Source organism: Sulfolobus sp. A20 (assembly GCF_001719125.1).
Taxonomy (GTDB): domain Archaea; phylum Thermoproteota; class Thermoprotei_A; order Sulfolobales; family Sulfolobaceae; genus Saccharolobus.
Genome location: NZ_CP017006.1, coordinates 222,454 through 244,428 on the forward strand (window position 1 = coordinate 222,454; position 21,975 = coordinate 244,428).

A 21,975-nucleotide genomic window follows, 5' to 3' on the forward strand; every position below is an offset into this window, starting at 1 on the left:
GTAGTATCTTTTTACCATTATCTATGCAAATTTATTGACGGTCTCTATTAAAAAGTTTTTAATTATATAGCAAAATATATAATGATAGATCAGCTATTTGTTCAAAAAAATCAACGATAAAAAAGAAACTATTAAATATCATAAAGAAGTATATATAAATATGAAATTAAACGGAATTGATATCTCATCGATCATCAGTTCCCAAACAGCCTACGTAGCTACAACATACGAGTTCATAGAAATCTTCGCTGAAGACTTCCCTACGTATATCTCTTTAGATGTAAATGGAAGAATTATTAGAAAACTAATTGTACTTTCTAGGCCTAGAATCAATTTCAGTTTCTATCCAAATTATAAGTATATTATAGAGAAGAGTAATTTTAATGATAACTATTCCTTACAATCACTTAAAGATGCCGAAAAGATATTAATATATATCAAGGCTACGAGAAAAAGTATGGGAAACGAGAAAGTAATGCAACCAATTATTAACTTTTTAGGATTAAAGAATGATAAACCTTCTAAACTCCTAGTAGTGAACGATATTCCAATCGTTACAACAAATAGAAAAGAAGAATTGATTTCACAAACAATAGAATTTATAAAACAAGAATTAGGTCTTGACATTTCCACATTGCCTACTATTGTAAATGCATCAGATTATAGAGAAATTAGGAAGAGAGGAAAAGTGAAAATAGTTGACGTTGATTACTATCAAAACCCACTTATCCTTCCCTAAGCTTTCTTGTCACTTCACTAGTTACCTCTTTTGATAGTCTCTTAGTCTGTTCTATTGAGCCTAACCTTTTAGTTGTCTCTAAGTTCTCTGAGAGTCTTCTGGTAGTCTCTATGAAGTCAAGTCTCCTAGTTTGTTGAGCTATTTGGTTCATTTGTGTTAAAGTTCTAGTAGCTTCTACTAATTGTTCTGCTTGAACTTGCTTTGCGTATTTGTCTAAGAGCTCATAGTATCTATACTCATTTAATAAATCCTCATCTAAAGAGGAAACAAACGTGTTTTGGTCAGTAGCTTTCCTAACTTGAACTACTTGCAATAGTGACTCTTGCTTACTTGTAACGGGATCTTCATAAGTTACTCTTACTGTTAGGAAGTTTCCCTCATAGTTTGCTGGCAATATGGTCTCCCCTAGAATCTTTACTACATTTTCTATTCCATTAATCTTAACCGGCAGACTAGCATAATTCAATAGTTTTACTGCCCCTTCAGAAGTTATGTCAACTGTAACATTTTTTGCCGCTATTTGGGTTACGGCTTTCTGGGGCAACTTTTGTGGGATCTCTGAGGGATCAGATACATGATACATTACTCCTCCCGTTTTATCGCTAATTTTTTGGAGTAGTTGTTCATTATAATCATCACCAACACCAAAGGAATGAATCTGAAGCCTATCATAATATTTCACTTTAAGATAGTTATCCAGGTTGGTTTCATCAGTCGGATTACCGTCCGTCAATAACAATATATAAGCAGGAATGTTATATTTCTTAGCAATATTGTTTGCACTGAGTAATGCTGTATAAAGAACGGTCTGACCTCCAGCGCTTATATTCTGTATCTCCTCAGTCATATCAGATGGATCAACAAATTCCTTAACTACATTAACTGTTGAGGAAAAAGTTATGAATGAAACTTTATTCCCTTTAGGTATACGTTTAAATAGCTCAATTGCACCTTGTTTTGCTAATTCTATCTTATATCCAGCCATTGACCCACTAGTATCCAACACTATAATGTAATGAAAGCCAGACGCTGACCCCAATTTTTCCGGAACTAATAAAACTTTAAAGACATACCTAACATCTGCATTATACGAATACTTGTGACTAGTATTTACCCTTAATGAGAGAGTCATCTTACCCACCTATAGATAAATCTTATCCATTTTTCCATCCTTTTTTAAAATTAAAACACCTGCTCTCATTTTATGATACCTACTTGAAAAAACTGTTATCACTTTCCCATTCATATCTTCTCTAAATCCATCCGCTACTTCATGACCCCTAATTATCCCATTTAACGAGTTTTTCTTTAAGAAATCCTCTACTACTCTTTCTCCGAAATAATAAGTTCCCTCACCTCTTATGTTAGGCAAAAAATCTAAATCTCCTAATCCTTCTCTCGGGTCGTTCCAAAGTAGCTGGAATGCTATAGGATCGTTAGGTATCTCGTCTGGCCTAGGTAGCTTTTTTATGTCTTCTACTTTTTCAAGCCCCGAAGCTATTCCTCCGTGTACGCAAAAATAATTATTAACTACAACTGCGTAGGGCATATAAGAGAATAACTCTATAAACATATTGTAATTTTCTTCACCCAGCTTGTTACTAATCTCCTTCTTAAAGCCATAATATTCATTTGTTAATGGACTCTCATGATTTCCCCTTAGCACTATATATTTCTCCTTATTTTCAATCAATTTTTGTAATATAAGTTTCAAATTACCTAACTGATCCTCCCCTCTATCAACGTAATCCCCAAGAAAAACTACCTTGTCAACCTTATCTGCAATATCAGAAAAAACTTGGCTTGTGACATCAATTGCGCCATGTGTATCCCCTACGAATGCTACATTACCATCTACTTCAATTGTTCCTAGAAAAGGGGATTCAAACGATTGAAATATTTCTAGAGCCTTATTTACAATGCTCTTGATTTCGTCTAGCTCAATCAAACTCATTCTCCCACAATTCTGACTACTGTATTGTTACCTAACTTTATTATTGAGTTAGATTGAATCTTAACCTTACCCTTTATGGGTTGAAACATTTTACCATCATAAATATAGGTTCCATTCGTACTATTCAAATCCTCTATATACAACTCTCCATTTTCTAGGCTTAAAACTGCATGCTTTCTAGAAACTTCAGGGTCAGGGATAACTATTACATTTTCTGGACTTCTCCCTAATGAAATTGAGGGAAAGATATCAAAGTCTAAGGGTAATTTAGTCTTGTTGAATGCCGAATTTGGAGTATTTATGAACAACAAATAATATTTAGATGGTTGAGGGACTGCTACTTGAGGCTGCTGAACAGATGGTTGAGTGGAAAGTTCTGGGGTAGGAGATTGGGCTGGAGCTTGCGGAGATGGAGAAGGTTGAGATTCGACTTGTAGCTGTTGAGAAATTTCAACTTGGCTTTGTTGTGTTGTTGGTTGCTGAATAGATTCCGGTTGCTGAGAGGAAACTTGCGGTTGAGCTGGTTGTTGGGGAGCAACAGCCTCTTCAGGTTTCTTAGTACCGCATTTTATACAGAACAATGAATCATCAGCGTTTTCATACGCACAAACTGGACATTTCCATGTCATGTTTGTATAAATCGAGTAATAGTACTTAAAAATTTCTGTTATAATATTTTTGACATGACTGTAACACTTAACGTAAAGCAAACACATGATTACGCATATACTGACAGACCAACAGAAGTGGGCTTCGTAATTTATATAACGCCAGAGAAGACAGCAATCACGAGAAATACACACTACATCATTATGATAGATAACAGCCCTTCGATGCAAGGGGAAAAACTTAGTACAGCGGTTGAATCAGCAAAAAAGCTTTTAAGTGATTTGCCCCCAGGTAATTTCGTAACTATAATAGCTTTCTCTAATCATCCCGAGATAAAATACCAAGGACCTACCGGAAGCGCAGTTAATTTTGATGTAGGTAAGGGTTACACAACCAGGTTACACGAGGCTATTTCATTCAGCTTAAATCTAGCTAAGCAGTCACAAGTCCCCACTAAAATAATAATGCTAACCGATGGTAAACCAACAGATAAGAGAAACGTTAAAGATTACGAAAAACTGGACATTCCCCAAAACGTCCAAATCATTACAATAGGGATAGGTAAGGATTACAATGAAGAGATACTTAAGAAATTAGCTGATAAAAGTGCTGGAAACTTCTATCATATTCAGAATACTTCTGAGCTACCTAACGTATTTGAGAAAGAGAGATCTACTTCAGCTTATGCATATAATTTGCAATTCATAACGCCACAAGGATTTATACCTTATAATTATGATTTACCAATAAGACTACCGATAATAGATAAACTAACATCAATATATGGGAGCCTTGTGATCCCTCCAGGCAACACTGCTTTCACTGTTTTCTTTACAATAACTTATATTGATCCTGTAGATAATCAGCAAAAAAACGAAACTAAGAGCGTTGTTATTCAAAGAGGAAATACTCAAATTGTGGAAAGTCACATCAATAGGGACGTATTATTGACGATTAGATATTATAGACTCTTGAGGGAATACACAGAGGCTTTAGTCTCTGGCAAGGACACTACTAGAATACTTAATCAACTGAGACAAATCGCTGAGGAGACGAGAAGGTCCGATCTGATTGAACAGACTGAAAAATTAGGAAGTGATAAAAAAGCTGATTTATCAGAAGTAACTAAAAAGATGAGGTCATGATACTAGGCAAGGCGTTTGGCAAATACTTAAGAGATGAGCTAGGTATTGACTCATTGAAAGTAACTAGGCTAAAGAAAGTTTTCAAGACGGGATATTTACAGTCGATTGCTATTAATATGCTGATATATAACTACGGTTTACTGAAAAAGGAGGAAAAAGGGTGGATAGTTTCTGAAGAGGAGAAAGTAAAGATACTCGCGGGAAATGGCGAGGCTAAGACAAATTATGTTACCAGTAAAGGCGGAGAGATAAAGATTAAGGAAGAAATAGTCCCATTAGAGCCTCAATTTATTATTGATCTGGGACTTTTTAAAGAACATACTGAGGAAGAAAAAATAAGCTTATTAGAGCAGATTAAACTAACTTTAGTAACGATTAGACATTACCTAAGTGATTTAAATTTAAAGTTATTCAATAAACCTGAATTCTTCTCGTTAGAGGTTAAAAATAAGGTTTATACGATTAATCAAATCCCTAAGGAGAAAACTATTGTTCTAAATCCATATGGAGATATAATCGCTAATGAGAGTATAATATTGAACAGTAAATTTTTCATAATAGGAGGTATAGTGGACAAGGGAAGAAGATATAAGAACGCTACTACTCTCTTGGCAAAAAAATATGGTTACGACGATTTGCCTCAAGTAAAAATAACTTTAAGGGGATCAATCGTGGGAGTTCCGGATAGGATAAACAAGATTGTTGAGATAGTTCTTAATACTATTACGGGATCATCATTAGAAGATGCTATAATATTATCACAATCAAACGCTGATAAACTAAATAGATTAGTTACAGAAATAAATAAAATGAATGAATTGAATTTGGAGAAAGCTAGAGAGCTAGCTTCTTGGCTTAAAGTAGACCAAAGAATTCTTAACTTTGCTTTAAGAAAAAGCAAATTCAAAAATCAATCTATTTCTTCTTGAATCTTCCTCTTCCCTTCAATAAGCTTCCTTGGGAAAGGAATATTTTGTATCTCCTCTATCTTAATTCCCATCTTCTTCAAATTTTCAATAGCCTGCTTTAAATCATCCTCATGAGTAGCATATTTTACTGCCTCCTTTACCTTCTCTATATCAGGATTATTCGCTCTGAACCTCTCTGCACTCACACTAATCCAGTTATTGTTATTTTTATAAACGAAAACTACATCTTGAAAATATCCAGGAATTACATGCTCTACTCCAGCTAGATAATACTCGCCTATTTTATATACTTTAGACATCAATAATATTTATTCTAATATCACTTAAAAATTAACTGATGACTTACACAATAGATTATGTGATAAAAGCCATTTCCACGCTTTTACGAGATGGAGAGTTAGTTTATATAGGGTTAAATTCCATTCCTGCTTTAATTGGAAGTTTTATGGCTAGGGATCTCTATGGGAAAAAGATTAGAATTATTGGAGTAGCTGAAGCACAAAACCCGCAGAAAGTAATTTTATCACCATCAACTGGAAATCCATTTTTTGTAGAGTCCTCTCCAGTAATAATTACAGCAGATTCCTTTGATTTAGCTCAAAAAGGAAAGTTAGATGTAATGTTTTTAGGTCCTGCTCAAATAGATGAAGAAACCAATGTTAATCTTTCAGTTATTGGAAATTATGATAAACCTAACACAAGATTACCTGGCGGAGCAGCAACTGCCTTCATTCTACCCCTAGTCAAAAAAGCTATTTTATGGAATTTAAAGCATAATAAAAGGAGCTTGGTAAAGAAAGTGGATTTCATAACGGGGACAGCTAAATTCTCAAACAACTTAGTTTACGTGGTTACTAATTTAGGGATATTAAGGTATGATAGAGAAAGCAAGAAATGGTACGTTGATGGGATATACCCATGGAGCTCCTATGACAAGATAGTAGAAAATACTGAATTCGGTGTAGAAAAAGGTAAAATGGAGCTAATAAGTTTGGAAGAAAGAGACTTAAAATTCATTAACGATATGGATCCTTATCAGCTCAGAAGTGCTCTAGAAAATCAATGATTTTCTCATAATCTGCATCGTATAAGGGAAACATACTAGTTGGATAAGCTCCGTTTGGAGAATGTACTACGGCAGTAACGTATATGCCATTAATTGTCGGTCTCCTCCCGAAAAAGTATGATCTAGGAACTATTTCCTCAGCTGTTATTATGACTTTTTTTGAAGCCTTAGCCTTATAAACATCTTCATATAGGGGACCCAAAATCTCTGCATTTCCTTCCTCGTCTGCCTTATTAACATGAATAATTGCCACGTCTGGAGTGATTGCCTTCACTAAGACTATTTTTTGATTATTAAATGGATCTTCAACTACCTTCCAAGTACCCTCTTTTTCATGAAGCTTAATGAGATCAGATCCTATTATCCCTCTTACTGGCATGAATGGAACTCCAAAAGCCCCAGCTCTAATACCCGCTATAAATGCTCCGCAAGTATCTTCTAATAATTCAACTTCTTTGTTTTCAATCATTTTTCTAAAATTTTTAGGAATGCTTGAAAACCATTCTAGAGTAGACATCGCTATTCTAAGCTTTTTTATGGCATTATATTTCAGAAGCACCTCTAACCCGAAACCAGGTTCTCGATCAATGAAATAAAGATCACGTATCCCGGTCTTTATCATTGCGTAGATGAATGACATAGGATTCCTATGAATTGATATTCCACTTGTAGTGATAGAATTTCCATTATTAATTAGATTAACTGCTTCATCTAAAGTAATAATCTTATTATTGTCCATAACTATCATTATCTATTTAGTTTCCCTAAGATTAATACTTAATGCCTTCGTTAAGGAATAAACAATTCCGAACGTCCAACTTAATACAATTTATTTTATCTTAACTCCCTCTATTATCCAAAAACCTTCCTTCTCCTTGACTCTAACAACTTTGAATTTTGCTGATATTCTCTTTATACCTTCAACTGGATTTATTCCACCAAATACTACATCTCTTAAAACCAAGTATGCCTTAGAATTAGTCTTAAGTACTCTATGCACTTCCCTTACTAAATCTAGGTCAATAACCTCAAAGATTACCGCAGAATCAATAGAGGAATCCCTAAACGGAAAAGGTACAGTGAAAATCACGTTTTTATAGGATATTGAAGATGAGTCTCCATAATATCCTACGTAAATAGCCTTCTCCTTACGGAAAGGCAATAGGATAGGCTTTACCTCAGTAACCTTATTATTATCTATCACGAGATCAGCATAGTTCTTTAATATTAACACTTCTCCTTGTAAAAAATTGCTACCGACTATTACATCTAATCTAGGCATTTCAGACAGTTTTCCATAAGCTAGAGAAAGAGTTTCTTTTGAGCCGTCAAAGATATCTAATTTTACCGCATTAATTAGATTAGTTAAATTCCCTTTAGCATCCATCAGTATTCCAACTTTCACAAGACTAATATTTATGTATATTAATAAATATTTTTAGCTAGAATTTTAGAGTAGTGCCTTATGAACATCCGTTATTGCAAACATACCTATTATATTTCCCTCCTTATTCTTAACTGGTAAGTGTCTAATCTTATTATTAGCCATAATTTTAAGGGCATCATAAACATCAGTTTCCTCATCAATTGTGATTATATTGGTAGTGGATGCTAAAATTACTGGATCAGAAGAACTTAAACCCATGGATATTGCCTTCACTGCATCCCTGTCTGTAAATATTCCCTTAGGAACTCCATCTTTAGATACTATTACCGACCCCACTCCTCTTTCCAGCATTAATTTACACACTTCTTGAAGCGAAGTGTTCTCTTCTACTTGAAAAACGGGAGTAGACATAAACTCCTTTACCGTTCTCTTCATCATATAGTATATATTAACTTTGTTCCCAATAAGCTTTTAGTTTGACTTTTTTAGGCTGTCCATCATTTAATAGTAAATCTTCTATAACATTTCGAATATAATCCTCTTCTTGCACACCTCTAATTAACCAGTAATCATTAACTAGTAAAGCTGGTACTCCTCTTATGCCCATAGCGTGGGCTTCAGCCTCATCCTCATATACCGACATCTTAGCCCTTTTAGAGTTAATATCTTCTTTAAACTTCTCTATATCTAGACCTACCTCTTTTGCTATCTCGATTAATACGCTCTCATCATTAACGTTTTCACCCTCTAAAAAGAACTTCTCTTGAGCTCTATCAAAGTAGTCCCAATACCCTAAATCGCCCTTTTGATACTCAGCAGCCTTGCAGGCTACTAATGGTGGAAGAGACCAAACCCAGGTTATTTTACCTTTATTTATCACCTTATCTGGATCATAATCTGGATAATATCTTTTAACTATCGAAAATTCTTGTCTAAATATCTCCCTAGCTTCTTCTTCAGTAGGAGCAGCTGCCTTAAGATCCTCTAACGAGGATATGATCATGAAAGCTTTATGCTTTACAATTACATCGCTCTTAAATTCCTTCGTGATATTCCTAAGTCTTCTTGATGTGACGAAGCAAAACGGACATAAGACATCATGGAAAAACGTTATTTTTACAACCATCTTATGCCACCTTATTGTCAGAATGGTTTAATAGACTATTAAAACTTTAGTTCCCCCTTAAATTATGTCATTAATTTTTGAATTAAATAAATATTTTTGTAGAAATTTATTTTTAATAACAATAAATAATGAGAAGTATTATAATATTCGTTTAAACCTACGTGGCTAGTATATGACAATTGTATTAAATCTTGAACTAATTGAATATAAAAGATAAACATATAATCGGCAAAATTTAAAAACATTTATACAACTTTAATATTATGGCTCAAGGGGGTAAAGTCTCAGCAGAAGCTGATAAGTTATTAAGGAAAGAACTAAATCTGCTAGATCTTACTTTCTTATCATTAGGAGGCATAATAGGTTCTGGATGGTTGTTTGCATCTCTCGATGCCGCTGCCGTTGCAGGCCCCTCTGCAGTACTAGCATGGATAATTGGAGGAATTTTAGTAATGTTCGTAGGATTAGCCTATGCTGAACTAGGAAGTGCAGTCCCTAAAACAGGTGGAATAGTAAGATATCCACATTACTCGCACGGAAGTTATACTGGCTATATCCTAGGCTTCTTATACTTACTTTCAGCTATGACAGTGCCTGCTATTGAGGCTGAGGCTGCAATAGAATATATAACTTCTATTAGTCCCTCATTATCTAGCGTACTAACGACTACTACTACTGTCAACGGTGCTTCGATAACTATTTTAACTTTACCAGGAGTAGGATTAGCTACTTTATTGCTAATAATATTATTTTTTATAAATTATTTTGGAATAAAAGTGCTGGGAAAAACTAACTCTGGAATAACAGCTTGGAAACTGATAATACCCACGATAACTTTCTTACTATTATTCTCAGCCTTCAATGCAAAGAACTTTACCGCGTATGGAGGGTTATTTCCTAGTAATGTAGCATATGCCAGCTCTGGAATAGTAGGTCCGGCTGCGATGCTTTACGCAATACCTTCAACAGGTATAGTGTTCGCTTACTTAGGATTCAGACAGGCCGTGGAATATGCAGGCGAAGCCAAAAACCCACAGAGAGATGTTGGAAGAGCAGTAATATTCGCATTACTAATAGCTATCGTAATTTACACACTATTGCAAGTATCATTTATAGGAGCTATAGATTGGAAAGCGGCTGGTATTACGACTCCGGGGAATTGGACAGCTTTACTCTCAAGTCCTTGGTCAACTGGACCATTTTATAGCGAAATTACGGCTGCTGGAAAGGCACTAAGCCTAGCTGCTCTGATTTATTGGGGCTACATATTACTTATAGACGCGGTAATTTCTCCTAGCGGAACTGGTCTAATTTACATAGGAACTACGACTAGAACGTTTTACGGAATATCAATGGATGGTTACTTTCCCAAATTCTTCATTACATTAAATAAGTATAGAATACCCATATGGTCACTAATAGCATCTTTAATTTTAGGTTTCATTTTCCTATTGCCATTCCCAAGTTGGTATCTTTTAGTAGGCTTCATCTCTTCAGCTACTGTGTTGACATACATTATGGGTGGTATTGGATTACAGACCTTAAGGAGAACTGCCCCAGATCTGAAGAGAACTATTAAAGTACCGGCAGCAAGCGTAATAGCTCCAATAGCTACAATAGCTGCTATACTAATTCCATACTGGTCTGGTTTTACTACACTTTACTATGTGTTCTCAGCATTATTCATAGGCGTACCCATTTTCTGGATGTATTATGCAGTTAGGGAGTTAGGTATGAATAGAAGTTTAGGTATTGGATTAGGCATAGCACAGTTACTTGCAAATATTGGATTAGCTTATTTTGGATACGTCAACATCATTACTGCATCTTCTGCAACAACTGGTGATTTAATCAGAAGCTTCCTATTATATTTCTTAGGTTTCTTAGGAATGCTAGTAATTCCGACAATTGTAGGTTATACCACGGTCAATAATAAAGGAAGACAGTATATAAAGAGCGGATTCTGGGTAATTTTCTTGATACTAGCAACTTACATTCTAAGTTTCTTTGGAGGATTCGGTCCGTTAGGTACGTCTGCTCCAATACCATTCCCATACGACACTATAGTAATGGCAATAGTGGGGTTAGCATTTTATTTCTTCGCGGTCTACAGTGGTTTCAGAACAGACGAGATAGAAAGTATAATAAAAGAACAAACGGAGAGCCCCTAAAAGAGAAAAGTTTATCTTTTTTATCTTCTCTTTTCTATTATGTCAAATCAGAAAAAGGTATTATTTTTAGTTGGAGAAGAGTTTGAAGATATAGAGGTATTGTATCCGTTTTATAGAGTAATTGAGGAAGGTTTTCAACCAGTTATAGCGTGGAAGGAAACTAATGCAAAAGTTACTGGAAAGCACGGATACACTTTAGTATCAGATATCTCGTTCAAGGAAGTCAGACCAGAAGATTATGTGGCGTTAGTTCTGCCAGGTGGAAGAGGACCTGAGAGGATAAGAACAATAGAAGAAGTTAAAAATATAACCAGAGCCTTCTTCGAGCTGAAGAAGCCAGTAGCGGCTATTTGTCATGGTCCTCAAATATTAATATCAGCTAACTTAGTAAAGGGAAGAAAATTAACGTCTGTTGTATCAATAAAGGACGATGTAATAGCTGCTGGAGGAATTTATATAGATGATAAAGTAGTCGTAGACGATAATTTAATCTCATCAAGAAACCCAAGCGATTTACCTTATTTCACGTCAACGTTAATTAAGGCGTTAAAAAGTTTGAAATAGATTCTTAATCCTGCTGTAGAATTTCATTAATTTTTTTGTTATATTTTTCTAAAGTCTCTGAAATTTCTTTTTCAGCTTCTTCATAAAGATTTAGTATTTTATCTAGTTTATCACTAACTTTAGATCCTCCGGCATTTTTTCCGCCTTTTCTCATCTCTATTGAGTTATTCATAATTTCGTTTATCCTCTTCACATATTCCCAAGCAAATTTATACGATACACCAACACTTTTAGATGCGTTAGAGAGAGAGCCAGTACTCTCGACTGCTCTTAATAGTTTAACTCCTCCTTTTCCAATTAGTGGTTTGCCCTCTTCAGTCTCTATCCAAATTTTAAATCTGAATCTCATAAATCTAACCCATTAGGATAAATTAGTTGCATAATTTTATCAATTTTTTGCTTCACTTCTTCAAGGTTATTCCCAACAATATTTATATGACCTACCTTTCTCCTCTTTCTAACCTCTGACTTAGAATACCAGTAGACTTTACCATAATTTAAAACTTCAGGAGGTATCTTATCAGTTCCCAAGATATTTATCATACCGCTAGGGCACAAAACATCGGTAGGACCTAAACTCATACCTAAAATAGCTCTTAAATGTTGTTCAAACTGAGAAATGAGAGCACCATCAAGGGTGTAATGTCCAGTATTGTGAACCCTAGGGGCAAATTCATTAATTAGTACCTTCCCATTAGCCACAAATACCTCCAGCCCTAATGTCCCAACGTAATCCAGCTCATTAACTAAACGTATAGCCAAATCTATTATCTCCTTATTGTTATATGGCCCATAATTATATACTAAAATCCCCTTTTCATTATAATTATAAGTTGGTGGATAATATGCTACTCTACCCTTTCTATCCCTCGTAATAATTACAGAAGCCTCAAAGTCAAAATTAACGTATTCCTCAACTACCATCTTCACTTTCTTCTGTTTAAGAAACTCATATTTTTCGACATCTCCTTTAATAAAATATTGACCTTTACCATCATATCCTCCTTGGGACTCCTTTATCACACCAATATTATTAAAATTCTCTCTCAGTATTTTCAACGCCTCTTGTCCATCCTCCGCTACGAAGAACTTAGGAGTTGGTAATCCGTGATCCCTATAAAATAATTTCTCTTTATATCTTTCTCTCTTTAGTTCTACGCTCCTTATAGCGGGAAATAATTTACCTTTTTCTTCTGCATACTCTAAAGCCTTTTCATTCACGTGCTCAAATTCAAAAGTTACAATGTCAGAATTCTCTACAAATTCCTTGTATTCATTTGAGGTGAAACACTTATCAGCAATCTTACATGCTGGTGCACTTTTATCATCGTCTAAGACGTAAAATGTAAACGGAAATTTTCTTCCCTCTAATATCATCATCCAGCCTAATTGTCCACCTCCTAATATGCCAATTTTAGGCTTCCAATCTAGTATTGAGGACATCATTTTTCATCTCCTCCATAAACCTTTTCATCTTTTCTTCCAATTCCTTATATTTTATTGATAAAATTCTTATAGCTAAAAGAGCAGCGTTCTTTGAGGAACCTATAGCTACAGTAGCTACTGGAGTACCATAAGGCATTTGAACTATGGATAGAAGGGAGTCTAAGCCATTCAGATTTCTGGACGGAATAGGAACTCCGATCACCGGTAACTGAGTTAAAGACGCGACCATTCCGGGTAAATGTGCAGCACCTCCAGCTCCTGCAATTATTACCTCTATTCCCCTACTTGAAGCCTGCTTAGCGTAATCCATCATAAATTCTGGTGTTCTATGGGCTGACACAACTCTCACTTCATAATCCACGTTAAATTGTTTTAACACATCTATCGCATCCCTCATATACTCCCAATCATTTTTGCTACCCATAATTACGGCTACTTTAGGCATAAGGAGAATTGGGTATTAGGGTTAAATAATTTTCTGATTAAGATAATAGATATGTTAGAGTTAAGGCCATATAGTGAAGAGGAAATTTACAAGGCACTAATTCAAGCAAAGATGGAGAACAAAAAAGTAGGAATAAGAGGTCTAGGAAGACACTTAAGGAGAGAATTAAATTGTGATTTAGTAATTAGCACCTTAAATTTAAATAATTTTGAGATAAAAGGAAATAAACTTTTGGCTGAGGCTGGAGCGAGCGTAGAAAAGATAAGGGAAGAGGCGTTAAGTAAGGATCTAATTTTACCGACAATTTACGATGGAACAATCGGAGGTTTATTGGCTTTGAATGAATTTTCGACACTCTCCACTGCCTACGGTACCCCGTGGGATTTCTCTGAGTCAGTGGACTTCATAACGCCTTTGGGAAAAATTAGGTGGAGGTTAGTGATAGGCTCTCAAGGGATTCTTGGGGTAATTACTAGAGCTGAAATGAAACTATATAAAAAGCCAGAAAAAGTATTCTTATACGAGAAAGAGATTAAGGATAAGGAAGAATTTAAAGAGAGAATCAAAAAGTTAATATCACTAAAGCCTTTGGCGCTACTTGTTGAGTATGACGGTAGTGAGAAAGTGTTTAGGCTTCACTCTTCTTACATAGCTGAACACGATTTGAGAGGATACATCAAAGACGAGGGAATTCCAATTATATCTGAGGAGTCAGATAAGAATAGTTACGTAGTAGAAATAAGTGATTTCGTTAATGACATAATTTCAATAATCAATAATGTTTCACCTTATTATCTCTATGGAATATATGGTGTTAATTTGATTAAAGTTTATGTTACTGATGAATCGTTGTTAAAGGAGTATAAATACTACCCAAAAAATCAGCCTCATCCTTTATATTATAAATTTAAGAGGATATTTGACTTCTATAATATATTTAACTAACAATCAAATTTAGTACACAAAACATTCTCCATTTCAATCACCAAATTTTTTAGATAAACAAAATTTTTATAAAGAACCTCCATGCCATACTCTGTTATCTCAACTATTACGTCGTCTCCAATATATGCTTTAGTTTGTATATATCCTCTTTTCTCCAATCTTCTTATACTTTTTACTAGATCCCTTCTTGGTATATTAACATAATCCTCTATTTCCTTCACGCTTAATTCTCCTTCTGAGAGGACTGTCAATATTGCTAATTCTTTTATATTCATCTTCTCATTCACTTCCTTAAACTAATTAAAACTATGAACGCCGATAAAAAAGCTACGATACTACTTGTTACTAATAAAATCCTCACATTGCCGAACAGATAATCTATAGCATATCCCATAAGCCATCCAATACTTTGAATAATTATTGTTATTGCATAATCACTAACTACATTTCTTCTAGGAGTATAAAGTTCTAAGCTCAACGGAACTATAACCTCCCACATACCAAAAAATATTGCAAAAAATGGAGAGAAGTCATAGAGAGATATTAATGAAAAGAGGATGAGGGACGAAGAAAGAAGATATTTACCATCCTTTATATATCTTGATGAAATATAGCTAAATATCATACCTAGGATCTCTGCAATAGTCACAATCACACCTAACTCAATTTTGGACAAGTTAAATCTAAGGTAAACAGCTAGGTAAATGTAAGGAGTGGATATCGCAATTGGCAGTATTAATAATAATATAAATAATAGAGATATACTCATTTTTATCGATGATTCGCCTATTAACACCTTATTAGAGCCTATTTTTAAAACAGGTATTGACGCTAAGGAAAAAATTATTCCAGAAATTATAAAGAGTAATCTAAGACCTAGATACTGAGCTATAAGACCAGCTATTGAAGGCATTATTAAAGAGGGAATTATAGAGATTGACCATATTTTGGTTATTACACCTTGTCCCTCCTCTGACATAAATGAATAAAATGATGGTAGCGACAAGTAGAAGAGATAATTTAATGCCATAAATATTACCATTTCATACAAATTTTTTGAAAAAGGTAAAAGAATTAGTCCTAATCCTCCTATAATCATACCTATAATGACTGGTAATTTTCTATTATACTTATAGAGCCATGCTCCTATAATTGGATAAGGCAAAGAAATTGCTTGAAAACTTAAATATAGTAAACTTATCTTTGATTCACTGACGAACTGAGAGAAGTATATTGAAAGAAATGGATAGTAAAGGTAATATGAGCAACTCCAAATAAGCCAACTCGATATAAGTTTCCTCTCATTATTACTCATCGAGTTTTTGGAAGAAAAATAAAACCTATAAAACTTTGTTCTTTATATCGAGAAAATCAGTAAAGACAATTAAGAACTTATAATTCATTTTTATCATATGTGCTTTAGAAAGCAAACTTTTTTAGTCAACTAGAGTAATATAAATAAGATCAACATGGTAGTAGAGTCGAATTGTGAAATACCAGAAAATCTATATTATTACATAGAAGGTAAAAATACTGTGTGGGCAAGATTAGAAGGTTCAGATGTAGTTGTAGTAGGAATAACTGACTTAGCACAAACTATGGCAGGAAAGATTGTAAAGGTAAGAATAAAGAAAAAAGGAACTAAGGTAGAAAGAGGTAGACCAGTAGCTACTATGGAGAGTGGTAAGTGGGCTGGACCAGTGCCAGCTCCAGTTACTGGAGAAGTAATAGATGTTAACGCCGAGGCTGAAAAGAACCCAATAGTTATAAATCAAGATCCATATAATAAAGGTTGGCTAGTAAAAATGAAGATGAGTAATCCAGAAGAAATCAAACAATTACAAACTGGACCTCAAGCAATACAAAAATTAAAAGATTTGATTGCTTCTGAGAAATTAACTTGTAAGAGGCTATAAGATGCAATGGAGGTATATTACTTTACCTCCTCAAGACGGCTATCATATGATTACTTCGTTTGTCGCAGTAGCTGATTACGTATCTAAGGGTGTTAGCAAAAATACACTTTTACTTTTTTACGCTAAAGAGCCTTTCGTTAACGTAGGATTACATCAAGAAGTCTGGCTGGAAGTAGATTTAGATTTCACCAGAAAGATGAAAATACCCGTTGTGCGACGCGATCTAGGTGGAGGTACAGTTGTAATTACTCCAGGGGAGCACGATTACTTCATTGTTATAAGAGAAGAGGATGCTCCTAAAAACCCAATGCAACTATATGAGAAATTCTTAACTCCGGTAGTTGATGTATTGAGGTCATATGGGCTTAATGCTAACTTAAGAGAGCAAGATATTGTTGTGAACGGAAAGAAAATAAGCGGAAATGGGGCGATGACATACGGTAAAGCCGTAGTAATAACTGGAAATATATTATTAAAACTTGATGTAGATCTAATTAGTAAGTGCATTAGAGTCCCATCAGAGAAGTTTAGGGACAAAATGGCTAAGGATATGAGTGATTGGTTAACATCTATGGAAAAAGAATTAGGGTATATTCCTACTAGAGATGAAATTAATCGAAAGCTAAAAGAGGCATTTGAAAAGAGGTTAGGGATAAAGTTTGAAGAGACTACCTTAAGTATTGAAGAGATAGAGCTTTGGGAGAAGTTAGCTAAAGAAAAAGCTAATGAAGAATGGATTTATTATAAAGATAATAGACATCCTGAATTACATACTGAGAGATGTGTGAAGATCTCTTCTGCAGTCGCTTTGTGTCACATTGATTACAAAGCTAGAAAATTATTAAGAATAACGTTAAAAATTGTAAATAAAAGAATAGATGAGATATCCATTTCTGGCGACTTCTTCGTAATGAATCCTAAGAACTTCATAGAAACTTTAGAAGATAGTCTAAAGGGAATGGAAGCTAATGTAGATAGAGTTAAGAGCATAATTCATGAAATCTTTGGAAAAGAGAAACCTACGATTTTTGGATTCACAGAGGAAGATTTAGTAAATGCTATAAAGGAAATTTTCAGTAAACCGGAGATCCAAGAGATTATATAAATTTTTAGCATGTAACTCTGAAAAAATTATACTATTCGTATCTTATTGCCTTATTAGGATCTAGTCTCGAGGCCCTATATGCTGGAGTTAAAGCTGCTAGGATACTTAAGAAAGTAGAGAAAATTAATGCTTCTAACATGAATGAAAGCGAATAAACTGGAGTTACTGAAAGACCCTTTAAAAAGCTAAATCCTAAACCAAAATGCTCAACGGTTAAAACAAAAGACACTAAAGAGCCTAAACCTAATCCCAGCACACTACCTATAAATCCCATAACTCCAGCTTCACATAAAAAGATAAATAAAACATCATTCCTAGTAAATCCTAAAGCCCTTAATATTCCAATCTCTTTAGTCCTCTCAACCACTGTAGTAAACATAGTAGTACTTACTCCCATGAAAGAGACTATGAACGAAGTTGCTCCAGCTGATATTAATAGACTATTCAAGGATTGCAAAGTATTTTGAATTAATTGTATGAACTCTTCAGCAACTACTACATCCAACGCGTCTCCAAATTTCTGTTTTATCTGATTAACTACATAATTAATCTCGCTTAACGAATTAACTATAATAATAACGCCAGTATATGTGCTAGATAGAGTCCTACCAAAGGAAAGAGGGACAACTATAGACTTATCTATATCTACCCCTAGAAAACTACCATATTCGTTAAGTACTCCGGTTATGATAAAGTTTTTAGTAAAATTCTCTCCACCATTAAATACTATAACCTGAACCACTTGATTAGGTTTTATTGGAGTATAACCACCTTGATTGCTGCCTAATTGATATCCTATAACAGCCTCATAAGGAACGTTAACGGTAGGGAGGTATCCAGTATCTAAACTAATTGCAGGAGCTGCCATTTTTAACTGGTTAATATTTACTGAGAAAATTGTAGCACCTTCAAAACCAGTAGAAGTTCGTATAAGTGCAGGAAAAGAATAGAAAGGTATAACCATCTTAACGCCTATTATATTTTGTAACTGTAAAACAACGTAATCGGATAATGAAATTCCTCTACCGGTAGATGTTACGATAATATCATATGGGGAAAGAAAATTTGATATTTCACCGATTATAGAATGTGAATAACCTAAAACCATAGAATTTATGGATATGATTGTAGCCGGTCCTACAATTATGCCCAGAATAGTTAGAATAGCCCTTAGTCTTCTCTCCCTTAAGGAGCTAAGGGCATAAAAAATGTAATCTACAATCTTCATTTAAATTCCCCTCTTCCTAAGGCTTAAGTATATTATTACGGAAATAAGGATCATAATTACCGCCGCTAAAACTACGCTAATTGTGACGTTAAAGGAACTTTTATTACTGGAAGTAATTGGATACGATGCTATATAGGAAAAGGCGTAGTAAGTTAAATTAGGTTGATATAATTGATTTTCATAGGTCACGGATACATTAAAGGTATACCTCCCCGGAGGTAATGATAAGGTGAAGGAGAAAGGTGTAGGACTATTGGGGGGCACACTACCAATGTACAATGAAGTATAATTGTTCAAGTAAACTGTCACAAATTGAGCACTCTGAGAGCCAGTATTTATTAGAACGCCACTTATAACTACACTATTATTGACGACTTGAGCTGAAACTTGCGTTATCTCCATTTTAACAAAACCCGTGCTTAGCAAGTTTATTACATCTTGATATGTTTGAGTAGTGCTATTTACAATATAGCTCATTAATATATTAATAGGTATTGAAGTAGTTTCAGGAATTTGTGGTATAATGTATACGGGAAGAGTGTAAATATAGTGAGGGGGTAAGAAAGGAATGTAAATTTTACTAGTTGATAAGTAAATCTCTTGGGAAGCATAATTCAAGCTAATCTGAACATTATATAAGCTATAGTTTGCAAGATTAACTACTTGTATCACATCAGTATTATTAGTGTCATAATATACACTAGTCTTCAATAAATTAACCAACAAAATGTTTTGAGAAGACACTACTGAAATGGGTATAGTAAAAGTTCTAACAATACTAGATGTGAAATAAACATAATACAGTTTTATTAATAGTGGATATACTGCAGGAGGTAGATCTTGTGGAGCATAAATTGTGTAATACAGAGTGATAGAAGAATTTGGTTTAAGAAATGGGATAGTGTTATTAAAAGATGCTATCATCTCCAGACCTTGAGTTAACAAAACAACGTTCAAGTTGTAAACATATTCAGCTCCTAAATTAATTACCTTTAATGGTAAAACATCATAACCACCTTGGCTTACTATGGTCTTATTTAATTCAACAATTACTGGAGAAGGTGGTAAAACGTAAATATTATTTAATCCATCTACTACTTGATCGCCATTATAACTTATCCTATAAGTGTAATTTAGCACACCTATGGAGGCGTTAGGAGTTATCTCAACTGGTATGGTTATTGGTATCATCTGAAATTGTGGAATCCCCGGCAAAAAAACATAGGGCTGTAGAGGAATTATTCCACTAGGGAAGTTATAGGTTATGTTAACACCAGTTATAGGATAAGGTAAGGGATTATACACGTATAAAGTTAAGGGCATAACCCCAATGCCGGGAAAAGGCGTGACAGTAGTATTCCACGCTGTCTCGGCTATTTGCGGAGACTCGTTATAATAAACTTTAATGTAAGACAAGTAGACGTAACTAAAGGAGCTACCTAATGCAGAATAATTTAGTTCTATGGGAATCGGGTAAATTGAGGGTAATACGTCTTGTATCACGTAAAAATTGAAGTAAAATACTACATTTTTCGCAGGCTGTATTACTGATGGAGTAAAATTTGAACTAATAGGAAGTAAGACTTCACTAGGAGGAATTGGTTTAACAGAGTATACAAAACTTGTTACATTAGACGAAATTTTTACCAAAAGGGTTACAGTGTTGCCTGGAATAGCATAAATGGGATTAGAATATACTGACAGCTTAGCTAAAGGATAAACTACTATGGAAGTAGTTTGATTTGCATAGTCTTTATGCCAATAACCTAGAAAATCAGTGAAACATATCTCATAAGTCAAATTATATACTCCAGGTTTAATTTGAGAACTGACATTAACGATTACAGTAGTTAATTCTGGCTGACCGGGTGGCAAAGCTGAAATTTTTACACTTAAATGCTGATTATTCGTTTGAGAATAAATACCATTCGGTAAGAAAACGTTAAGGGTAACATTAATCATAGGATCTGCAGTTGGATTAAAAACTACGAAGGTCAATGGTATCAATCCCTCACCTACTTGAGCAAATGTTACTTGCTGAGTAGTTCCCCAAAAAACTTGCTGAAGTATTGGAAAAGTAACATTGTATATAGGAATAGTTATAGTCTGTGTAACTTGGCTCTCAGCTCCAGTAATTGCATTTTGATATACCACAGTTAACGGAACATTATAGGTACCAGGTTTAGCATTCTGATTAATGTTTAAGAAAAATGTTATTTGAGTGGTAGTAGATAAGGAAGATGAGGTTACTGAACCATAGGCTAACGATGACCCACTTTCTGACGTTATTGGAGTACCATATAAACTGAGATAAGCGTAAACTACTTGATAGCCTAAGGGTAACGAGATGAGAACATAAAATGGTGTATCATTGTAGCCTGGGTAAGCTTTTATAGGATTTTGAGGAGTCCCCCAACCCCATGAAGAAACGACTGGAGTCTGACCATAAACTATATTACTAGTTATGATAAGTGATGTTAGCAAGAAAGAGATCAGAAATACTGTCATAATTTTTCTCAATTTTCTTCACCAATAATTCTACCATCTCTAATGTAAATTTTTCTCTCTGTATAACTAGCTACTTCTCTATCATGAGTTACCACAATAACAGTTGTGTTAAACTCGTCATTTACCTTTTTGAAGATCTCCATGATATTCTTAGCATTAACACTATCTAAATTTCCAGTTGGTTCATCAGCTAACAATACCTTAGGATTTTGAGCCAAAGCTCTAGCTATCGCGACTCTTTGTTGCTGACCACCTGATAGCTCATTAGGCCTTTTCTTATAATAACCATCTAGGCCAACAAGTTTTAACGCTTCCATTGCTATCTCTTCCCTTTTACTCTTACTAACCCCTCTTGCAATTAATGGCAACTCAACGTTCTCAAGTATGGTTAATCTTGAGATGAGATTAAAGTTCTGGAAAACAAATCCTATATATTCATTCCTAATTTTTGATACCTCATTATCATCCAGTGTAGTTATGTCTTTGTCATAAATATACACCTTACCAGTAGTAGGTCTATCCAACGTACCTATTATTGACAGTAACGTTGATTTTCCGCTACCAGAAGGTCCTAATATAGCTAAAAATTCGCCCTCACTTATAGTTAAATTAATATCTCTCAATGCAACTGTTTTAACATTACCCATGTAAATTTTAGTGACGTTCTCTAACTTTATCATATGTTTTTGTAT

Annotated in this window: 25 protein-coding genes; 9 read left to right on the forward strand and 16 right to left on the reverse strand. The window is 34.4% G+C overall.

From position 1 onward, the window contains the following. Window positions 1-160: 160 nt before the first annotated feature. Window positions 161-739, forward strand: a complete 579-nt coding sequence (locus BFU36_RS01070) for a hypothetical protein (protein WP_069281540.1) — start codon at window positions 161-163, stop codon at window positions 737-739. On the opposite strand, the gene BFU36_RS01075 is transcribed toward BFU36_RS01070, so the two are convergent. From BFU36_RS01075 to BFU36_RS01085, 3 genes are read right to left on the reverse strand one after another with little or no spacing between them, the layout of a single operon-like run. Further along, window positions 726-1,871, reverse strand: coding sequence for a VWA domain-containing protein (locus BFU36_RS01075; RefSeq protein ID WP_069284518.1), 1,146 nt, complete (start codon window positions 1,869-1,871; stop codon window positions 726-728). The genes BFU36_RS01070 and BFU36_RS01075 overlap by 14 nt on opposite strands. A gap of 9 nt (window positions 1,872-1,880) precedes the next feature. Further along, window positions 1,881-2,693: a metallophosphoesterase gene (locus BFU36_RS01080; protein ID WP_197490539.1), complete on the reverse strand. Its 813-nt coding sequence runs from the start codon at window positions 2,691-2,693 to the stop codon at window positions 1,881-1,883. Further along, window positions 2,690-3,322: an FHA domain-containing protein gene (locus BFU36_RS01085; protein ID WP_069281541.1), complete on the reverse strand. Its 633-nt coding sequence runs from the start codon at window positions 3,320-3,322 to the stop codon at window positions 2,690-2,692. The genes BFU36_RS01080 and BFU36_RS01085 overlap by 4 nt, the downstream gene beginning before the upstream one ends. Window positions 3,323-3,376: 54 nt before the next feature. Here BFU36_RS01085 and BFU36_RS01090 point away from each other — a divergent pair, with 54 nt between their 5' ends. Both BFU36_RS01090 and trm10 read left to right on the forward strand, forming a co-directional pair. Then, entirely contained in the window at window positions 3,377-4,447 is a 1,071-nt protein-coding gene (locus BFU36_RS01090) for a VWA domain-containing protein (RefSeq protein ID WP_069281542.1), read from the forward strand. After that, window positions 4,444-5,376: a tRNA (adenine(9)-N1)-methyltransferase Trm10 gene (trm10, locus tag BFU36_RS01095; RefSeq protein ID WP_069281543.1), complete on the forward strand. Its 933-nt coding sequence runs from the start codon at window positions 4,444-4,446 to the stop codon at window positions 5,374-5,376. Before BFU36_RS01090 ends, trm10 begins: the two co-directional genes overlap by 4 nt. Here the strand turns inward: trm10 and BFU36_RS01100 are convergent. Next, a complete protein-coding gene (locus BFU36_RS01100; protein ID WP_069281544.1) occupies window positions 5,358-5,675 on the reverse strand; it encodes a hypothetical protein in 318 nt (105 codons plus the stop codon). The genes trm10 and BFU36_RS01100 overlap by 19 nt on opposite strands. Before the next feature lie 38 nt (window positions 5,676-5,713). Here BFU36_RS01100 and BFU36_RS01105 point away from each other — a divergent pair, with 38 nt between their 5' ends. Further along, complete coding sequence (locus tag BFU36_RS01105) at window positions 5,714-6,442, forward strand: CoA-transferase subunit beta (protein ID WP_409349227.1); 729 nt, start codon at window positions 5,714-5,716, stop codon at window positions 6,440-6,442. Here BFU36_RS01105 and BFU36_RS01110 read toward each other — a convergent pair. The 4 genes from BFU36_RS01110 to BFU36_RS01125 form a co-directional block, all read right to left on the reverse strand. Then, window positions 6,417-7,190, reverse strand: a complete 774-nt coding sequence (locus BFU36_RS01110; RefSeq protein WP_083216335.1) for a CoA transferase subunit A — start codon at window positions 7,188-7,190, stop codon at window positions 6,417-6,419. The two genes, BFU36_RS01105 and BFU36_RS01110, sit on opposite strands and share 26 nt — an antisense overlap. A gap of 81 nt (window positions 7,191-7,271) precedes the next feature. Then, the gene (locus tag BFU36_RS01115) at window positions 7,272-7,847 is read right to left on the reverse strand and encodes a hypothetical protein (protein ID WP_069281551.1); all 576 of its coding nucleotides are present in this window, start codon (window positions 7,845-7,847) and stop codon (window positions 7,272-7,274) included. A 45-nt stretch (window positions 7,848-7,892) separates the two neighbouring features. Then, window positions 7,893-8,264, reverse strand: coding sequence for a CBS domain-containing protein (locus BFU36_RS01120; RefSeq protein WP_409349233.1), 372 nt, complete (start codon window positions 8,262-8,264; stop codon window positions 7,893-7,895). Window positions 8,265-8,277: 13 nt separating this feature from the next. Continuing rightward, window positions 8,278-8,955, reverse strand: coding sequence for a DsbA family protein (locus BFU36_RS01125; RefSeq protein WP_069281555.1), 678 nt, complete (start codon window positions 8,953-8,955; stop codon window positions 8,278-8,280). 263 nt (window positions 8,956-9,218) lie between these two features. Between BFU36_RS01125 and BFU36_RS01130 the strand changes: the two genes are divergently transcribed. Beyond that, window positions 9,219-11,126, forward strand: a complete 1,908-nt coding sequence (locus BFU36_RS01130; RefSeq protein ID WP_069281557.1) for an APC family permease — start codon at window positions 9,219-9,221, stop codon at window positions 11,124-11,126. A gap of 39 nt (window positions 11,127-11,165) precedes the next feature. Next, window positions 11,166-11,690 (forward strand): type 1 glutamine amidotransferase domain-containing protein, encoded by a 525-nt coding sequence (locus tag BFU36_RS01135; RefSeq protein WP_069281559.1) that lies wholly within the window; start codon window positions 11,166-11,168, stop codon window positions 11,688-11,690. Between the two features lie 4 nt (window positions 11,691-11,694). Here the strand turns inward: BFU36_RS01135 and BFU36_RS01140 are convergent, their stop codons facing one another. The 3 genes from BFU36_RS01140 to purE are packed head-to-tail and all read right to left on the reverse strand — an operon-like array spanning window position 11,695 to window position 13,581. Then, entirely contained in the window at window positions 11,695-12,039 is a 345-nt protein-coding gene (locus BFU36_RS01140; protein ID WP_069281561.1) for a winged helix-turn-helix domain-containing protein, read from the reverse strand. Next, window positions 12,036-13,133, reverse strand: coding sequence for a 5-(carboxyamino)imidazole ribonucleotide synthase (locus BFU36_RS01145; RefSeq protein ID WP_069281563.1), 1,098 nt, complete (start codon window positions 13,131-13,133; stop codon window positions 12,036-12,038). Before BFU36_RS01145 ends, BFU36_RS01140 begins: the two co-directional genes overlap by 4 nt. Next, window positions 13,105-13,581 carry a 5-(carboxyamino)imidazole ribonucleotide mutase gene (gene purE, locus BFU36_RS01150; protein WP_069281565.1) on the reverse strand — a complete coding sequence of 159 codons (477 nt, stop codon included), beginning with the start codon at window positions 13,579-13,581 and terminating at the stop codon, window positions 13,105-13,107. The genes BFU36_RS01145 and purE overlap by 29 nt, the downstream gene beginning before the upstream one ends. 51 nt (window positions 13,582-13,632) lie before the next feature. Here purE and BFU36_RS01155 point away from each other — a divergent pair, with 51 nt between their 5' ends. Then, window positions 13,633-14,526, forward strand: coding sequence for an FAD-binding oxidoreductase (locus BFU36_RS01155; protein ID WP_231961206.1), 894 nt, complete (start codon window positions 13,633-13,635; stop codon window positions 14,524-14,526). Here the strand turns inward: BFU36_RS01155 and BFU36_RS01160 are convergent. Both BFU36_RS01160 and BFU36_RS01165 read right to left on the reverse strand, forming a co-directional pair. Then, entirely contained in the window at window positions 14,523-14,801 is a 279-nt protein-coding gene (locus BFU36_RS01160; protein ID WP_069284521.1) for a helix-turn-helix domain-containing protein, read from the reverse strand. The genes BFU36_RS01155 and BFU36_RS01160 overlap by 4 nt on opposite strands. A gap of 8 nt (window positions 14,802-14,809) precedes the next feature. Beyond that, window positions 14,810-15,841, reverse strand: a complete 1,032-nt coding sequence (locus BFU36_RS01165; protein ID WP_069281569.1) for an MFS transporter — start codon at window positions 15,839-15,841, stop codon at window positions 14,810-14,812. A gap of 154 nt (window positions 15,842-15,995) precedes the next feature. Here BFU36_RS01165 and BFU36_RS01170 point away from each other — a divergent pair, with 154 nt between their 5' ends. Beyond that, window positions 15,996-16,442: a glycine cleavage system protein H gene (locus BFU36_RS01170; protein ID WP_069281571.1), complete on the forward strand. Its 447-nt coding sequence runs from the start codon at window positions 15,996-15,998 to the stop codon at window positions 16,440-16,442. A gap of 1 nt (window position 16,443) precedes the next feature. Continuing rightward, window positions 16,444-17,547: a lipoyl protein ligase domain-containing protein gene (locus BFU36_RS01175; RefSeq protein WP_069281573.1), complete on the forward strand. Its 1,104-nt coding sequence runs from the start codon at window positions 16,444-16,446 to the stop codon at window positions 17,545-17,547. A 31-nt stretch (window positions 17,548-17,578) separates the two neighbouring features. Here BFU36_RS01175 and BFU36_RS01180 read toward each other — a convergent pair whose 3' ends face one another. From BFU36_RS01180 to BFU36_RS01190, 3 genes are read right to left on the reverse strand one after another with little or no spacing between them, the layout of a single operon-like run. Continuing rightward, window positions 17,579-18,775 carry an FtsX-like permease family protein gene (locus BFU36_RS01180; RefSeq protein WP_069281575.1) on the reverse strand — a complete coding sequence of 399 codons (1,197 nt, stop codon included), beginning with the start codon at window positions 18,773-18,775 and terminating at the stop codon, window positions 17,579-17,581. After that, complete coding sequence (locus BFU36_RS01185; RefSeq protein WP_231961207.1) at window positions 18,776-21,295, reverse strand: hypothetical protein; 2,520 nt, start codon at window positions 21,293-21,295, stop codon at window positions 18,776-18,778. Further along, window positions 21,292-21,963 carry an ABC transporter ATP-binding protein gene (locus BFU36_RS01190; RefSeq protein ID WP_069281577.1) on the reverse strand — a complete coding sequence of 224 codons (672 nt, stop codon included), beginning with the start codon at window positions 21,961-21,963 and terminating at the stop codon, window positions 21,292-21,294. Before BFU36_RS01190 ends, BFU36_RS01185 begins: the two co-directional genes overlap by 4 nt. Between the last annotated feature and the right edge of the window lie 12 nt (window positions 21,964-21,975).

What these genes read in the sequence shown, in the direction of transcription:
- BFU36_RS01100 (WP_069281544.1), bottom strand. Translation starts at nt 5,675, where the DNA reads ATGTCTAAAGTATATAAAATAGGCGAGTATTATCTAGCTGGAGTAGAG.
- BFU36_RS01135 (WP_069281559.1), top strand. Translation starts at nt 11,166, where the DNA reads ATGTCAAATCAGAAAAAGGTATTATTTTTAGTTGGAGAAGAGTTTGAA.
- BFU36_RS01145 (WP_069281563.1), bottom strand. Translation starts at nt 13,133, where the DNA reads ATGTCCTCAATACTAGATTGGAAGCCTAAAATTGGCATATTAGGAGGT.
- BFU36_RS01190 (WP_069281577.1), bottom strand. Translation starts at nt 21,963, where the DNA reads ATGATAAAGTTAGAGAACGTCACTAAAATTTACATGGGTAATGTTAAA.
- BFU36_RS01085 (WP_069281541.1), bottom strand. Translation starts at nt 3,322, where the DNA reads ATGACATGGAAATGTCCAGTTTGTGCGTATGAAAACGCTGATGATTCA.
- BFU36_RS01075 (WP_069284518.1), bottom strand. Translation starts at nt 1,871, where the DNA reads ATGACTCTCTCATTAAGGGTAAATACTAGTCACAAGTATTCGTATAAT.
- BFU36_RS01170 (WP_069281571.1), top strand. Translation starts at nt 15,996, where the DNA reads ATGGTAGTAGAGTCGAATTGTGAAATACCAGAAAATCTATATTATTAC.
- BFU36_RS01125 (WP_069281555.1), bottom strand. Translation starts at nt 8,955, where the DNA reads ATGGTTGTAAAAATAACGTTTTTCCATGATGTCTTATGTCCGTTTTGC.
- BFU36_RS01140 (WP_069281561.1), bottom strand. Translation starts at nt 12,039, where the DNA reads ATGAGATTCAGATTTAAAATTTGGATAGAGACTGAAGAGGGCAAACCA.
- BFU36_RS01070 (WP_069281540.1), top strand. Translation starts at nt 161, where the DNA reads ATGAAATTAAACGGAATTGATATCTCATCGATCATCAGTTCCCAAACA.
- BFU36_RS01175 (WP_069281573.1), top strand. Translation starts at nt 16,444, where the DNA reads ATGCAATGGAGGTATATTACTTTACCTCCTCAAGACGGCTATCATATG.
- BFU36_RS01130 (WP_069281557.1), top strand. Translation starts at nt 9,219, where the DNA reads ATGGCTCAAGGGGGTAAAGTCTCAGCAGAAGCTGATAAGTTATTAAGG.
- BFU36_RS01180 (WP_069281575.1), bottom strand. Translation starts at nt 18,775, where the DNA reads ATGAAGATTGTAGATTACATTTTTTATGCCCTTAGCTCCTTAAGGGAG.
- purE (WP_069281565.1), bottom strand. Translation starts at nt 13,581, where the DNA reads ATGCCTAAAGTAGCCGTAATTATGGGTAGCAAAAATGATTGGGAGTAT.
- BFU36_RS01155 (WP_231961206.1), top strand. Translation starts at nt 13,633, where the DNA reads ATGTTAGAGTTAAGGCCATATAGTGAAGAGGAAATTTACAAGGCACTA.
- trm10 (WP_069281543.1), top strand. Translation starts at nt 4,444, where the DNA reads ATGATACTAGGCAAGGCGTTTGGCAAATACTTAAGAGATGAGCTAGGT.
- BFU36_RS01165 (WP_069281569.1), bottom strand. Translation starts at nt 15,841, where the DNA reads ATGAGTAATAATGAGAGGAAACTTATATCGAGTTGGCTTATTTGGAGT.
- BFU36_RS01160 (WP_069284521.1), bottom strand. Translation starts at nt 14,801, where the DNA reads ATGAATATAAAAGAATTAGCAATATTGACAGTCCTCTCAGAAGGAGAA.
- BFU36_RS01090 (WP_069281542.1), top strand. Translation starts at nt 3,377, where the DNA reads ATGACTGTAACACTTAACGTAAAGCAAACACATGATTACGCATATACT.
- BFU36_RS01120 (WP_409349233.1), bottom strand. Translation starts at nt 8,264, where the DNA reads ATGAAGAGAACGGTAAAGGAGTTTATGTCTACTCCCGTTTTTCAAGTA.
- BFU36_RS01110 (WP_083216335.1), bottom strand. Translation starts at nt 7,190, where the DNA reads ATGATAGTTATGGACAATAATAAGATTATTACTTTAGATGAAGCAGTT.
- BFU36_RS01080 (WP_197490539.1), bottom strand. Translation starts at nt 2,693, where the DNA reads ATGAGTTTGATTGAGCTAGACGAAATCAAGAGCATTGTAAATAAGGCT.
- BFU36_RS01105 (WP_409349227.1), top strand. Translation starts at nt 5,714, where the DNA reads ATGACTTACACAATAGATTATGTGATAAAAGCCATTTCCACGCTTTTA.